The organism is Pseudomonas sp. CFBP13508 (assembly GCF_005233515.1).
Classification (GTDB): Bacteria; Pseudomonadota; Gammaproteobacteria; order Pseudomonadales; family Pseudomonadaceae; genus Aquipseudomonas; species Aquipseudomonas mercuritolerans.
The window spans coordinates 334,180-347,952 of the sequence record NZ_QFZZ01000003.1 but is presented as its reverse complement, the minus strand read 5'-3'; the positions used below and the strand labels follow the sequence as shown (position 1 = coordinate 347,952).

The window sequence follows — 13,773 nt, the reverse complement described above, 5'->3', positions numbered from 1 at the left end:
TGCTCGCGATGTGATCTTTCAGGCACCGAACATCACTGCCCGACCGCCAACCCCGCCCGAATCGCCGCCAGTGCCGCCTGGTAGTAAGCCTTGCCCTCGGTCGACTCGGCAAACGTCGCAAATTCTTCGAGCTCTTCATCCGACAAGTCGCGATACACGTAAAGCAACGTGTTGTTCAGATCGGCGCCGATCTGATCCATCAGGCGCTGGCGCTGACCGTTCAACATGCCCTGTGCCTGTCCACCGCCGAGCAGTCCCGGGATCATCGAACTCAAACTGTCCGCCGCCACGCCGGCGATCGCCAGACTCACCTCGGCACCAGCCTCACGGGCCGGCAGAGCCTGGGCGAGATGGCCGATGATCAGCAAACGACTGTCGCTGGCCTGCATCTTCGGCAGGCCCTGGGCATTTTTCGCCAGTTGATCGCGACGGGTTGCGAGCAATTCGGCGGCGACGATTTTCTTGCCCAGCGGTGACTGGAAGAAGGTCAGCGCCGGTTTCGGGTCGGCGAGTTTCTGCCGCAGTTGCGCTTCGGCACGCTGATCCATAGCCTGCGCAGCGAAACGCTGATTGCTGTTGTTGACCAGCGCCTGAAACACCGCAGGCGGCAGGCTGTTCTGATAGCGCTGCTGGGCGGCGCTCAGGGCATCGTTGAAATGCGCGCGTTGTTCTGGCCAGCCGGCGACCTTGTACAACTGATCAAAGCCGTCCGCCCAGGCGGGCAATACGCAGAACATCAACAGTGAAAAAAGCAAACGGCGCATAGGGACTCCTGTCAGCAGCGGACTATTGTCCGTGCGGTGCCGGTACTTGTCGAGAATTCGTAGCAAGGCGCTGCGTGGCTCTGTCGGATTTGTCGCCGTCGGCATACTATGCGCGCCATGCCGATATCCTCTGAACACCCGCTGCTGTTACGCATTGTCGACGACCTGGCCGAACACGGCTGGTCGCAGCAGAACATCTTCCTGCCCGCCGATCTGACCCGGGCGCTGGCGGCCGAGTGCCGTAAACGTGAAGCCGAAGGTGAGCTGGCGCCGGCGGCGGTCGGACGCGGGCCGTTTTCGGAAATTCGCGAGGGTATCCGCGGCGATCACATCCAGTGGATCGATCCGGGGCAGGCCGACGCCACTGACCGTTACCTGAGCCTGATGGACAGTCTGCGCGAGGCACTCAATCGCGGTCTGTTTCTGGGCCTGGAAGATTTCGAATGCCATTTCGCCCTGTACCCGCCCGGCGCGTTTTACCTCAAGCACGTTGACCGCTTTCGCGATGATGACCGGCGCATGGTGTCGGCGGTGATCTACCTCAACGAGGCCTGGCTGCCGGAGGACGGTGGCCAGTTGCGCATGTATCTGGGCGATGAACGCGTGCACGACGTACAGCCTACCGGCGGCTGTCTGGTGGTGTTTCTCTCCGGCGAGGTGCCCCACGAAGTGATGCCGGCCCATCGCGAGCGCTTGTCGCTGACTGGCTGGTTCCGTCGCCGTGGCAACGAGCCGTTCTGAACATGGAAAAGATCCTGGTCAGTCGCTGCCTGTTGGGCCATCGCGTGCGTTATGACGGTGGTGCGAGCGGGCCGTTTGATCTGCTTGAGCAGTGGATCGAAGAAGGGCGGGTAGTGCCGTTGTGTCCTGAGGTGGCCGGTGGATTGCCGACGCCGCGGGCGGCGGCGGAGATTCCCGGCGGGCAGGGCGGTGAGGTGCTGGATGGCATTGCCGCAGTGATCACCACTGATGGCGAGGATGTCAGCGCGCAGTTTCTCGAGGGTGCACGGCAAGCGCTGGAACTGGTGCAAAAGCACGGCATTCGGGTAGCGGTGCTCAAGGCCAACAGTCCGTCTTGCGGGAATTTGCTGACCTATGACGGGACGTTCAGCGGAGTGAAAGTCTCCGGTGAAGGCGTAACGGCCGCGTTGCTCAAGCGTCATGGGGTTCGGGTTTTCAGTGAGCTTGAGCTGGCTGAGGCGGCGGTGACTCTGGCGGCTTTGGACTGATCCGCCATCGTTGCCCTCACCCCAGCCCTCTCCCGGGGGGAGAGGGGGCCGACCGAGGTGTCTGGCGCTGTCCATCGAACTGAAAGACCTTGGCGACCAGGGATTCGACAAAGCCATGATCAGTCGATTTCGGATTCGGTATAGCAATCCCAAGTCGGCGTACCTCTAAAGCATCCCCGGATCAGTTCCCTCTTCCTCCGGGAGAGGGTTAGGGTGAGGGGCTCTTACGGTTTCAACCACTTCTCGGACAGCGCCGCCAACCGCCCATCCGCCTTGATCCGTTCCAGCGCGCTCTTGAGGCTGGCCTGAAACGCCGGGTTGCCCTTCTGAAACGGGATCGCCAGCTCGACCGGCGCCGCCGCTTTCGGCTTCTCTTCCGTCAACGCCTGCACCAGCACCATCGGCCGCGGCGTCTCGTCCTTCTTCGCCAGCAATTGCCCGTCGACCTGGCCGTACGGCTCGCTGAAGTCGAAACGATCCTTGAGTTCGGGTGTCAGTGCTATGTGGTTGAGCGCGACGTCGTACTTGCCGCTTTCAACGCCCTGGAGCAGGTCACCCTCATCGGTGACGATGAAATCGGCGCGTACATCCAGCTCTTTGGCCAGAAGTTGCCCAAGCTCGACCTCGAACCCTGTAAGGGTGTCGCCTTCCTTGTAATTGAAGGGCGGTGTATTAGCCTCAAGGGCTATACGAAGCTCGCCACGGTCGTTGACGTCATCAATCAGTTCGGCGTGAGCCAGCGGGCTCAGAAGGGGTAGCAGGCAGATCAGGCCAGGCAGCAGGCGCATGGTCACTCCTTTGAAATCATTATCGCGACGCTCTGATTCAGGCTCGCTTTGCTATGGTTGTCGAGTGCCTTCGACAACGAATGGTCATGAAGTTGTCATGACCGTGCGGATTTTACGGAAAAACTGGAGAAGAAAATGAAAAGCTTTATGTCACGTGCAGCGTTGGCCGGTGTGCTGATGGGTGTTTCGGTGCTGGCCAGTGCGGCGACACCGGCGCCGAAGGATGCTGAAGTGTTCATCGTTTCTCCCGAGGACGGCGCCACCGTCTCGCAGGAATTCAAGGTCAAGTTCGGCGTCAAGAACATCGCGCTGGCCCCGGCGGGTGACACCACCAAGAACACCGGCCACCATCACCTGCTGATCGACGTCGACGACCTGCCGGCCGAAGGCGCGCCGATCCCGACTGACGCCCATCACATGCATTTCGGCAAGGCGCAGACCGAAGCCACGATCAAACTGGCCCCCGGCAAGCACACCTTGCAACTGATCCTCGGCGACAGCGGCCACATGCCGTTCGACCCATCGATCGTTTCGGAAAAAATCACCGTCAACGTGAAATAAAAAAAGGGAGCCCTGCGGGGCTCCCTTTTTTTATTCAGCTTCAAGTGGCTGGCTGCAAGCGGCAAGTAAGGCAAAGCGCTTTCACTTGCCGCTTGTAACTTGCGGCTTGTAGCTGCTTTTAGAAAAGCACCCGACTACGGATAGTACCGTTGACGTGTTGCAGCTTCTCTTGCGCCAGCTCCGAGTATTCGGCGTCGACGTCGATTACCACGTAGCCAACCTTCTCGTTGGTCTGCAGGAACTGACCGGAGATGTTGATGCCGTTTTCGGCGAAGACCTTGTTGATCTCGCTCATCACACCCGGGATGTTCTCGTGGATGTGCAGCAGGCGGTGCTTGCCAGGGTGAGCCGGCAGGGCCACTTCCGGGAAGTTGACCGACGACACCGAAGTACCGTTGTCGCTGTACTTGACCAGTTTCTCTGCCACTTCCAGACCGATGTTGGCTTGCGCTTCGGCGGTCGAGCCACCGATATGCGGGGTCAGGATCACGTTGTCGAGGCCACGCAGCGGGCTTTCGAACTCTTCGTCGTTGGAGCGTGGTTCCACCGGGAACACGTCGATGGCCGCGCCGATCAGGTGCTTGTCCTTGATCGCGTCCGCCAGGGCGTCGAGCTCGACCACGGTGCCACGTGCAGCGTTGATCAGGATGCCGCCCTTTTTGATGGCGCGGATTTCCTTCTCGCCGATCATCCACTGAGTTGCGGCGGTTTCCGGCACGTGCAGGGTGACGATGTCGGACATGCCCAGCAGCTCGTGCAGGTTGTTGACCTGCGTGGCGTTGCCCAGTGGCAGCTTGGTCACGGTGTCATAGAAGAACACCTGCATGCCCAGACCTTCAGCCAGCACCGACAGCTGAGTGCCGATCGAGCCGTAGCCGACGATGCCCAGCTTCTTGCCACGGATCTCGAACGAGTTGGCGGCGGACTTGATCCAGCCGCCACGGTGGCAGGATGCGTTCTTCTCAGGGATGCCGCGCAGCAGCAGGATCGCTTCGGCCAGCACCAGTTCCGCTACGGAACGGGTGTTGGAGTACGGCGCGTTGAACACGGCAATACCGCGCTCGCGGGCCGCACTGAGGTCAACCTGGTTGGTGCCGATGCAGAAACAGCCGACCGCGACCAGTTTCTTCGCGTGATCGAAGATCTCTTCGGTCAGTTGCGTGCGCGAGCGGATGCCGATGAAGTGAGCGTCAGCGATCTTTTCCTTGAGCTGGGCTTCCGGCAAGGAACCAGTCAGGTATTCGATGCTGGTGTAGCCCGCCGCCTTGAGGACGTCGACAGCCGATTGGTGGACGCCTTCGAGAAGAAGGAACTTGATCTTGCTCTTATCGAGAGAAGTCTTGCTCATCTGCGTAAACCTGTATCCCGGAGAAAAATGGCAGGGAGGGAGCAGCCTGGAGCTGACCCGCACGGCAACAAAGCCGTCACCGCGGATCTGGCCTTGGGCACTGTCCTGCGGGGTCGGTATGCTAGCATAGCCACCCCGCTAAACACTCATTCCTGCGACGTGAAGCGTTCTCAGGATGACCATGAATTGTTCGAGAGTTCTGTCGATGACCAATCCTGCGCTGATTGATGAACTGAAGACCCTGGTTGAGCCTGGCAAAGTCCTCACCGACGCCGACTCCCTGAACACTTACGGCAAGGATTGGACCAAGCACTTCGCCCCGGCGCCGAGCGCCATCGTGTTTCCCAAGACCATCGAGCAAGTGCAGGCCGTGGTGCGTTGGGCCAATACCCACAAAATTGCGCTGGTGCCGTCCGGCGGGCGCACCGGGTTGTCCGCCGCTGCGGTGGCGGCCAATGGCGAAGTGGTGGTTTCGTTCGATTACATGAACCAGATTCTCGACGTCAACCTCACCGACCGCACCGCCGTGTGCCAGCCGGGCGTGGTCACTGAGCATCTGCAGAACGTCGCCGAAGAGAACGGCCTGTACTATCCGGTCGACTTCGCCTCGGCGGGTTCCAGCCAGATTGGCGGCAACATCGGCACCAATGCCGGCGGGATCAAAGTGATTCGCTACGGCATGACCCGCAACTGGGTGGCCGGCATGAAAGTCGTCACCGGCAAGGGCGACGTGCTCGAGCTGAACAAGGACCTGATCAAGAACGCCACCGGTTACGACCTGCGCCAGCTGTTCATTGGCGCCGAAGGCACCCTCGGTTTCGTTGTCGAAGCGACCATGCGCCTTGATCGCGCGCCGAAAAACCTCACGGCGATGGTCCTCGGTACCGCCGATTTCGATTCGATCATGCCGGTGCTGCACGCCTTCCAGGGCAAGCTTGACCTGACCGCGTTCGAATTCTTCTCCGACAAGGCCCTGGCCAAGGTCATGGGGCGCGGTGACGTGCCGGCGCCTTTTGAAACCGAGTGCCCGTTCTACGCCCTGCTGGAATTCGAAGCGACCACCGAAGAAGTGGCCAACAGCGCGCTGGAGACCTTCGAACACTGCGTAGAACAGGGCTGGGTGCTCGACGGCGTGATGAGCCAGAGCGAAACCCAGTTGCACAACTTGTGGAAGCTGCGCGAGTACATCTCCGAAACCATTTCCCACTGGACGCCGTACAAGAACGACATCTCGGTGACCGTTTCCAAAGTGCCAGCGTTCCTGCGTGAAATCGATGCGATCGTTGGCGAGCACTATCCGGATTTCGAAATCGTCTGGTTCGGCCACATCGGCGACGGCAACCTGCACCTGAACATCCTCAAGCCGGAAAATCTGAGCAAGGACGAGTTCTTCGCCAAGTGCGCCACCGTCAACAAGTGGGTGTTCGAAACCGTCGAGAAGTACAACGGTTCGATCTCGGCCGAGCACGGCGTGGGCATGACCAAGCGTGATTACCTGACCTACAGCCGCTCGCCGGCCGAGATCGAGTACATGAAAGCGGTCAAGGCAGTGTTCGACCCGAACGGCATCATGAACCCGGGCAAGATTTTCCCGGTTTGATCGGTAATCTCTGTTGAATCAATAAAGGCAGGAGTCGGTAAATGAGCTATCAGCACCAGTACGTCGACGGCACGCGCATTCACTTCCCGATCGGGAAAGTCGTGTGCATTGGCCGCAATTACGCCGAACACGCCAAGGAACTGGACAACCCGGTGCCGACCGAGCCGCTGCTGTTCATCAAGCCGGGCAGTTGCGTGGTGCCGCTGGAAGGCGGGTTCAGCATTCCGACCGAGCGTGGTTCAGTGCACTACGAAGCGGAAATCGCCGTGTTGATCGGCAAACCGCTGTCGACCAAGCCGAGCCGCGAAGAAGTCCTCGATGCGATCTCCGGCTTCGCGCCGGCGCTGGACCTGACCCTGCGCGACAAGCAGGCCGAGCTGAAAGCCAAGGGCCTGCCGTGGGAAATCGCCAAGTCGTTCGACGGCGCGGCGGTGATCGCGCCGTTCGTGGTCGGCAGCACCTTCGCTGACCTGACCGACATCGGCATCCGCCTGACCATCAACGGCGAAGTGCGCCAGGACGGCAACAGCAGCGCGATGCTCAACCCTATCGTGCCGATGATCCAGCACATGGCCGGCTGCTTCTCGTTGCAGGCGGGTGACGTGATCCTCACCGGCACGCCAGTGGGCGTCGGCCCGCTGAACGTCGGCGATGAAATCGTCCTCGAACTGCCGGGGGCGAGCAGCTTCAGCAGCAGCGTGCGCTAACCGCAGAACCCCTTGTAGGGGTGAGCTTTGTGGTAAGGGGATTTAGCGAAACGTCGCACCGCCCCGTTGGACTGCGCAGCAGGCCCCTCTTCAAGATCAAGAGGGGCGCGCTTCGCGCGCCAACGGGGATAAGTCCCCTCGCCACAAGTGTGTTTCTGGCAAACGAACACGCCAATCCCGCCATTTGCCGTTTTTTTCACATCCTCTCTGGATAATTCCCGCGATTCTGGCGTCTCAGCCGGCCTCTTTGTGCTATTACCCTTGGCCTGAATTAACGGAACGCATCCCTCGATGGCATCTCCAACTCAGCAGAAATCCCCCTCCCGTTCGCGCTTCGTCCTGCGCTGGTATGTCTGGCTGTTGCTGGTCATCGCCGCAGCCTATGGGCTGGCGTTCGCCATGCATTGGGATGATCGCGGCGTGCTGTGGGTGCTGGAGCGCTTCGAGAGCAAGGCCGAGCAGAAGGAGAGCGTCTGGCTGCCGGATTATCAGGTGGTGATCGATGCCAAGCCGCTGCCGGGCATGGAAAAGGACGAAGCTTCGGATCTGGCCTACAGCCCAGAAACCAAAACCCTGTTCGCGGTGATGGGCAAGAATGCCTTCCTGGTCGAGCTGACGCTTCAGGGCGACGTGTTGCGCAAGATGCCGTTGGTGGGCTGGAGCAATCCTGAAGGCCTGACGGTCATGGAAAACGGTTTGCTGGCCATTGTCGATGAGCGTGAGCATACGCTGTCGATCGTCAAGGTCGATGCCGCGACTCGTGAGCTGAACATCGCCGATTTCCCCAAATACGACCTCGGGCCGTCGAAAGATCAGAACAAGGCATTCGAGGCCATCACTTGGGATCCGCGCAATCATCAATTGATTCTGGGCGAAGAGCGCCCGCCAGCGCTGTTCACCTGGAAAAGCGATGGCAGCCAGATCCTGCAGGGCGACAAGCAGAAACTGGCCAGCGATCAGCTGGATCTGCGCAACCTGTCGGCGCTGGCTGTCGATCCGCGCACTGGCCATCTGCTGGTGTTGTCCGCCGATTCGCACCTGTTGCTGGAACTGGACGAGGCCGGCAAGCAAGTCAGCTTCATGACGTTGCTTGGCAATTTCAACGGTCTGAAAGACACCATCCCCCGCGCCGAAGGCATGACCATGGATGAGGAGGGCACGCTGTACATGGTCAGCGAACCGAACCTGTTCTACCGATTCGAAAAACATCGGTAATGCCTTCCCTGTAGGAGCTGCCGCAGGCTGCGATCTTTTGATCTTGCTTGTGAAAGTCACAATCAAAAGGTCGTCCGATCGCAGCCCGAGCCTTCGGCAGCTCCTGCGGGGCTTGGCTTGCGATCTGAGGCAAGTGGCCATTAAGCTTCAGTTCAGACAGGCGTGATATTTCATCGGCCTGTCATGAATCCGAGCCTGCCTGAATGCGTCGACTTGCCCGCCCCAAACCGCTGATCCTCGTCCTGTTGATGATTGTCCTGATCGCGTTGATCGCGATCGGCCAATACCTGCGTCTGTTCGAGCGCGCCTGGTTCAACCTGCACACGCTGTGGCAACCGGTGAGCAGCGAGGCGATCGGCCTGGACCAATATCGGGTGACCATCGAGGCGCGGCCGATCGAGGGGCTCGACGATGACGTCTCGGCGCTGACCTACGATCCGGTGCGCAAAAGCCTGTTCACCGTGACCAACAAGAATTCCGAACTGGTCGAATTGTCCCTGGAAGGCAAGATTCTGCGGCGCATCGCTCTGGTCGGGTTCGGCGATCCGGAAGCCGTCGAGTACATCAGTGCCGACACCTACGTGATCACCGACGAGCGCCAGCAACGGCTGATCAAGATCCACCTCGAGGCCGACACTACTTTTCTCGATGCCGAGGATGCCGAGCAAATGACCCTCGGCGTGCACATGTCCGGCAACAAGGGTTTCGAAGGGCTGGCGTACGATTCGGTGGGCAAGCGGTTGTTCGTGGCCAAAGAGCGCGACCCGATGCTGATCTACGAGGTCCACGGCTTTCCGCACTTCAAACCGGACAAGACCTACGCCGTGCACGTGATCAACAACCCCAAGCGCGATGCCGGGATGTTCGTGCGTGATCTGTCGAGTCTGCAGTACGACGAACGCAGCGGGCACTTGCTGGCACTGTCGGACGAGTCGCGGTTGATTATCGAGCTGGATGTCGACGGGCGCCCCTTGAGCACCATGTCGATCAGCGGCGGGCGTCAGGGTTTGCAGAAAACCGTGCCGCAGGCGGAGGGAATTGCGATGGATGATGACGGCACGTTGTACCTGGTGAGCGAGCCGAATCTGTTTTACGTATTCAAGAAGCCCACACAAAACTGACCAACACCACAAAACACTGTGGGAGCGAGCCTGCTCGCGAAGGCGGTTGATCAGTCTCTGAATATGTTGACTGAACCGACGCTTTCGCGAGCAGGCTCGCTCCCACAGGTTTATTTGTCTGCCCAAGGCAAGTGGGCAGTCTGTTACTCAGCCTTCAGGGTTTTCACGCCTTCACTGGTGCCCAGCAACAACAGATCCGCCGGGCGCGCGGCGAACAGGCCGTTGGTGACCACGCCGACGATGGCATTGATCTGTGCTTCCAGCTCCACCGGGTTGGTGATCTGCAGGTTGAACACGTCGAGAATGATGTTGCCGTTGTCGGTCAACACGCCTTCGCGGTACACCGGGTCGCCACCGAGTTTGACCAGTTGGCGGGCGACGTGGCTGCGGGCCATCGGGATCACTTCCACCGGCAGCGGGAACTCGCCGAGCACCGGCACCAGTTTGCTGGCGTCGGCGATGCAGATGAAAGTCTTGGCCACGGCGGCGACAATCTTTTCCCGGGTCAGGGCCGCGCCGCCGCCCTTGATCAGGTTCAGGTGCGCATCGCTTTCATCGGCGCCGTCGACGTAGAACTCCAGATCGCTGACGGTGTTCAGCTCGTACACCGGAATCCCGTGGCCCTTGAGGCGCGCGGCAGTGGCTTCGGAGCTGGCGACCGCGCCATCGAACGCGCCCTTGTGCTGGGCCAGTGCATCGATGAAGCAGTTGGCGGTGGAGCCGGTGCCGACGCCGACGATGCTCTTGTCGTCGAGTTTCGGCAGGATGAAGTCGACAGCGGCCTGGGCCACGGCCTGTTTGAGTTGATCCTGGGTCATGCGGGCTCCGGAAGCGGGCAAGGGTTGGGCAGAAAGGCCGGCATTATAGGCCTCGCGGTGGTGAAGGTCATTGTCCTGTTGGCAGATCAAAAGATCGCAGCCTTCGGCAGCTCCTACACTTTGGAATGCATTCCCACTGTAGGAGCTGCCGAAGGCTGCGATCTTTTCGGCGCGATAAAACCTCTGGATCCGTGTGGTCGCCCGGGCAAAAGCCGGGTTAGACTCCTTGGCCCTGCCCAACTCGCCCAGTGATGCTTTCCGATGCTCGAACAGTACGTCAAAAAGATCCTCACCTCGCGCGTTTATGACGTTGCCGTAGAAACCCCGCTGCAGAACGCCCGCCAGCTCTCCGAGCGGCTGGGCAATGACATCTGGCTCAAGCGCGAAGACTTGCAGCCGGTGTTCTCGTTCAAGATTCGCGGCGCCTACAACAAGCTGACCCAGCTCAGCGACGAAGAGCGCGCCCGTGGCGTGGTCACCGCCTCGGCGGGCAATCATGCGCAGGGCCTGGCTCTGGCGGCGAAAGTGTTGGGCGTCAAAGCCACCATCGTCATGCCCAAGACCACCCCGGAAATCAAAGTCGAAGGCGTGCGCTCGCGCGGCGGTAAAGTGGTGCTGCACGGTGACTCGTTCCCGGAAGCGCTGGCCTATTCGCTGAAACTGGTCGATGAAAAAGGCTACGTCTACATCCACCCGTACGACGATCCGCACACCATTGCCGGGCAGGGCACCGTGGCCATGGAAATCCTTCGTCAGCACCCGCAGCCGCTGGACGCAATTTTCGTCCCGGTCGGCGGCGGTGGGTTGATCGCCGGTATCGCGGCGTACGTGAAATACCTGCGTCCGGACATCAAGGTAATTGGCGTCGAACCGGACGACTCCAATTGCCTGCAAGCAGCGATGGCAGCGGGCGAGCGCGTGGTTCTGCCGACCGTGGGCATCTTCGCCGACGGCGTGGCGGTGGCACAGATCGGCCAGTACACCTTCGAGATCTGCAAGGATTACGTCGATGAAGTGATAACGGTCAGCACCGACGAGATCTGCGCGGCAATCAAGGATATCTACGACGATACCCGCTCGATCACCGAGCCTGCCGGCGCGCTGGGCGTGGCCGGGATCAAGAAGTATGTTGAGCAGCGTGGCGTCAGCGGCCAGACTTTCGTCGCCATCGACTCCGGTGCCAACGTCAACTTCGACCGCCTGCGCCACGTCGCCGAGCGCGCCGAGCTGGGCGAGGGTCGCGAAGCGATCATCGCCGTGACCATTCCGGAAAAGGCCGGCAGCTTCAAGGCGTTCTGCGAAGCCATCGGCAAGCGCCAGATCACTGAATTCAATTACCGCTACAACACCGGCAGCGAAGCGCACATCTTCGTCGGCGTGCAGACCCACCCGGACAACGACCCGCGCAGCGCCTTGCTGGCAAGCCTGACCGAGCAGGGTTTTCCGGTCATCGACCTGACCGACAACGAACTGGCCAAGCTGCACATCCGCCACATGGTCGGCGGCCGCGCGGCGCAGGTGGTCGATGAAGTGGTGCTGCGCTTCGAATTCCCGGAGCGCCCGGGCGCGCTGTTCAACTTCCTCAACAAGCTCGGCGGGCGCTGGAATATCTCGATGTTTCACTACCGCAATCACGGCGCAGCGGACGGCCGCGTGGTCGCCGGCCTGCAAGTGCCCCATGACGAGCGTCATCTGGTGCCGGCGGCACTGGCGGAAATCGGCTACCCGTATTGGGATGAAAGCGACAACCCGGCCTATCAGCTGTTTCTTGGCTGAGCGGCTACGCTGATGGGCATGGATCTACGAAAGAGAACGACATGGAAACCCTGACCACCCTGAAAGTCCTCCACGTTGCGGCGACCGTGGTCATCCTCGTGAGCGGGCTGGGGCTCGCCGCCCTGACCTGGCGTAATCGCAGCGAAGGCCCGGCCAGTACGATGCGCCGTCCGTGGCTGTTCATCTGGTGTCTGATGCTTATCGGCATGTCAGCATGCCTTTCACCGGCTGGTGGCTGGTGCATCTGGTTGGCTGGCCACTGGGGCAATTGTGGATTCTGGGATCCAGCGTGATCTACGCCGTGGCCACATTCAGTGCGGTCTGGCTGCTGGTCCGGCTGGATCGGCTTTGGACCAGTGGGGTGGGCAATCGCAAGTTCAATCTGGCCCTGGCGATTGTCAGCGGCGTCGGATTTGTCGCCATAGCGGCGTTGATGGGGGCCAAGCCGGTTTAAGGCTGGAGACCGAGTCGATCCCATTCGCGAGCAAGCTCGCTCCCACATTGGATCTGTGTCGTTCACAAATTCCCTGTGGGAGCGAGCTTGCTCGCGAAGGCGGAGTCAGCCGCGCAGACTGATCACCGGCCAGCCACGCTTCTCGGCCTCGGCCCGCAGATTCGGATCAGGATCCACCGCCACCGGATTCGCCACCTGCTCCAGCAGCGCCAGATCATTCATCGAATCACTATAGAAATAGCTGTCCTCAAGCGAATGCCCGGTCTCTTCCAGCCAGCGATTCAGGCGCGTGACCTTGCCTTCACGGAAACACGGAATGTCGGTGCTGCGCCCGCTGTAGCGGCCGTCGACCATTTCGCATTCGGTGGCAATCAGGGTTTCCACGCCCAGGCGCACAGCGATCGGCGCGGTGACGAAACGGTTGGTGGCGGTGATGATCACCAGTTTGTCGCCGGCATCGCGGTGTTTTTTCAGCAGCTCCAGTGCCTTGGGCAGCACGATCGGCTCAATGCAGTCGCGCATGTAATCGCTGTGCCAGGCGTCGAGCACGGCCATTTCGGTGCGGCCGAGAATTTCCAGGCAGAAGTTCAGGTAGGCGGCGTTGTCGAGCTTGCCGGCCAGGTAATCCTGGTAGAACTCGTCGTTGCGCGCCTTGTAGGCGATCGGGTCGAGGAAGCCGCGCTCGCACAGATAATCGCCCCAGGCGTGATCGCTGTCGCCGCCCAGGAGGGTGTTGTCCAAATCGAATAGAGCCAGGCGCATTGCAGTTACCCGCTGAAAAGTCAGTAAAAAGGCGACAAGAATACGGTCTTTTCACAAGAGTGCACATAAGGTAGGAACCTTCGTTGCCGCCTCATCAAGCTTTGTGGAACAATGCGGCGACATGCGTTTGCGAGGTTGTTGCCGTGATCGACCCCGATGGTTTCCGCCCCAATGTCGGGATCATTCTGACGAATGACGCCGGCCAGGTGCTATGGGCTCGCCGTATCAATCAGGACGCCTGGCAGTTTCCGCAAGGGGGGATCAACCCCGAGGAGACGCCGGAAGACGCCTTGTACCGCGAGCTGAACGAAGAAGTTGGCCTGGAACGTGAAGATGTTGAAATACTGGCCTGTACCCGGGGCTGGTTGCGCTATCGTTTGCCGCAACGCCTGGTGCGGACCCACAGCCAACCGCTGTGCATCGGCCAGAAGCAGAAATGGTTTCTCCTGCGCCTGATCTCCAACGAGCAGCGGGTGCGGATGGATCTGACCGGTAAACCGGAGTTCGATGGCTGGCGCTGGGTCAGCTATTGGTATCCGTTGGGCCAGGTGGTGACATTCAAGCGCGAGGTGTATCGACGCGCTCTCAAAGAGCTTGCCCCGCGCCTTTTAGCGCGCGACTGACGACGGA

The 13,773-nt window shown here is 60.5% G+C and carries 14 protein-coding genes and 1 pseudogene; 10 read left to right on the top strand and 5 right to left on the bottom strand.

The genetic code is table 11. The annotated features are described in order from the left end of the window. Positions 1-32: 32 nt before the first annotated feature. On the bottom strand, positions 33-764 hold the full coding sequence (locus PspCFBP13508_RS09980) for a DUF2059 domain-containing protein (protein WP_123441772.1): 732 nt from the start codon (positions 762-764) through the stop codon (positions 33-35). A gap of 108 nt (positions 765-872) precedes the next feature. On the opposite strand from PspCFBP13508_RS09980, the gene PspCFBP13508_RS09975 reads away from it, so the two are divergent. Continuing rightward, positions 873-1,505, top strand: a complete 633-nt coding sequence (locus PspCFBP13508_RS09975; RefSeq protein WP_137214345.1) for a 2OG-Fe(II) oxygenase — start codon at positions 873-875, stop codon at positions 1,503-1,505. A gap of 2 nt (positions 1,506-1,507) precedes the next feature. Continuing rightward, complete coding sequence (locus PspCFBP13508_RS09970) at positions 1,508-1,993, top strand: DUF523 domain-containing protein (protein ID WP_137214344.1); 486 nt, start codon at positions 1,508-1,510, stop codon at positions 1,991-1,993. A 224-nt stretch (positions 1,994-2,217) separates the two neighbouring features. Here the strand turns inward: PspCFBP13508_RS09970 and PspCFBP13508_RS09965 are convergent, their stop codons facing one another. Then, positions 2,218-2,781 (bottom strand): transporter substrate-binding domain-containing protein, encoded by a 564-nt coding sequence (locus PspCFBP13508_RS09965; protein WP_137214343.1) that lies wholly within the window; start codon positions 2,779-2,781, stop codon positions 2,218-2,220. A gap of 135 nt (positions 2,782-2,916) precedes the next feature. Here PspCFBP13508_RS09965 and PspCFBP13508_RS09960 point away from each other — a divergent pair, with 135 nt between their 5' ends. Then, the gene (locus PspCFBP13508_RS09960; RefSeq protein WP_039757489.1) at positions 2,917-3,342 is read left to right on the top strand and encodes a DUF4399 domain-containing protein; all 426 of its coding nucleotides are present in this window, start codon (positions 2,917-2,919) and stop codon (positions 3,340-3,342) included. A 118-nt stretch (positions 3,343-3,460) separates the two neighbouring features. On the opposite strand, the gene serA is transcribed toward PspCFBP13508_RS09960, so the two are convergent. Then, the gene (serA, locus tag PspCFBP13508_RS09955) at positions 3,461-4,690 is read right to left on the bottom strand and encodes a phosphoglycerate dehydrogenase (RefSeq protein ID WP_024014707.1); all 1,230 of its coding nucleotides are present in this window, start codon (positions 4,688-4,690) and stop codon (positions 3,461-3,463) included. A gap of 205 nt (positions 4,691-4,895) precedes the next feature. On the opposite strand from serA, the gene PspCFBP13508_RS09945 reads away from it, so the two are divergent. The 4 genes from PspCFBP13508_RS09945 to PspCFBP13508_RS09930 all read left to right on the top strand — a co-directional run bounded on the left by PspCFBP13508_RS09945 (position 4,896) and on the right by PspCFBP13508_RS09930 (position 9,333). Next, complete coding sequence (locus PspCFBP13508_RS09945) at positions 4,896-6,290, top strand: FAD-binding oxidoreductase (RefSeq protein WP_122603398.1); 1,395 nt, start codon at positions 4,896-4,898, stop codon at positions 6,288-6,290. A 41-nt stretch (positions 6,291-6,331) separates the two neighbouring features. Continuing rightward, the gene (locus tag PspCFBP13508_RS09940; protein ID WP_024014705.1) at positions 6,332-6,997 is read left to right on the top strand and encodes a fumarylacetoacetate hydrolase family protein; all 666 of its coding nucleotides are present in this window, start codon (positions 6,332-6,334) and stop codon (positions 6,995-6,997) included. A gap of 291 nt (positions 6,998-7,288) precedes the next feature. Further along, positions 7,289-8,212, top strand: a complete 924-nt coding sequence (locus PspCFBP13508_RS09935; protein ID WP_137214342.1) for an SdiA-regulated domain-containing protein — start codon at positions 7,289-7,291, stop codon at positions 8,210-8,212. A gap of 203 nt (positions 8,213-8,415) precedes the next feature. Then, positions 8,416-9,333: an SdiA-regulated domain-containing protein gene (locus PspCFBP13508_RS09930; RefSeq protein ID WP_137214341.1), complete on the top strand. Its 918-nt coding sequence runs from the start codon at positions 8,416-8,418 to the stop codon at positions 9,331-9,333. 143 nt (positions 9,334-9,476) lie between these two features. On the opposite strand, the gene rpiA is transcribed toward PspCFBP13508_RS09930, so the two are convergent. Beyond that, positions 9,477-10,151 carry a ribose-5-phosphate isomerase RpiA gene (gene rpiA / locus PspCFBP13508_RS09920; protein ID WP_007913886.1) on the bottom strand — a complete coding sequence of 225 codons (675 nt, stop codon included), beginning with the start codon at positions 10,149-10,151 and terminating at the stop codon, positions 9,477-9,479. Positions 10,152-10,412: 261 nt separating this feature from the next. Here rpiA and ilvA point away from each other — a divergent pair, with 261 nt between their 5' ends. Together ilvA and PspCFBP13508_RS09910 are read left to right on the top strand one after the other, a co-directional pair. After that, positions 10,413-11,927, top strand: a complete 1,515-nt coding sequence (gene ilvA, locus PspCFBP13508_RS09915) for a threonine ammonia-lyase, biosynthetic (RefSeq protein WP_071172186.1) — start codon at positions 10,413-10,415, stop codon at positions 11,925-11,927. Positions 11,928-11,968: 41 nt separating this feature from the next. Next, a pseudogene (locus tag PspCFBP13508_RS09910) lies at positions 11,969-12,381 on the top strand (DUF2269 family protein). Between the two features lie 105 nt (positions 12,382-12,486). On the opposite strand, the gene PspCFBP13508_RS09900 reads toward PspCFBP13508_RS09910, so the two are convergent. Beyond that, the gene (locus PspCFBP13508_RS09900) at positions 12,487-13,143 is read right to left on the bottom strand and encodes an HAD family hydrolase (RefSeq protein ID WP_137214339.1); all 657 of its coding nucleotides are present in this window, start codon (positions 13,141-13,143) and stop codon (positions 12,487-12,489) included. 143 nt (positions 13,144-13,286) lie between these two features. Between PspCFBP13508_RS09900 and PspCFBP13508_RS09895 the strand changes: the two genes are divergently transcribed. Then, positions 13,287-13,766, top strand: coding sequence for an RNA pyrophosphohydrolase (locus PspCFBP13508_RS09895; protein ID WP_003229203.1), 480 nt, complete (start codon positions 13,287-13,289; stop codon positions 13,764-13,766). Positions 13,767-13,773: the final 7 nt, after the last annotated feature.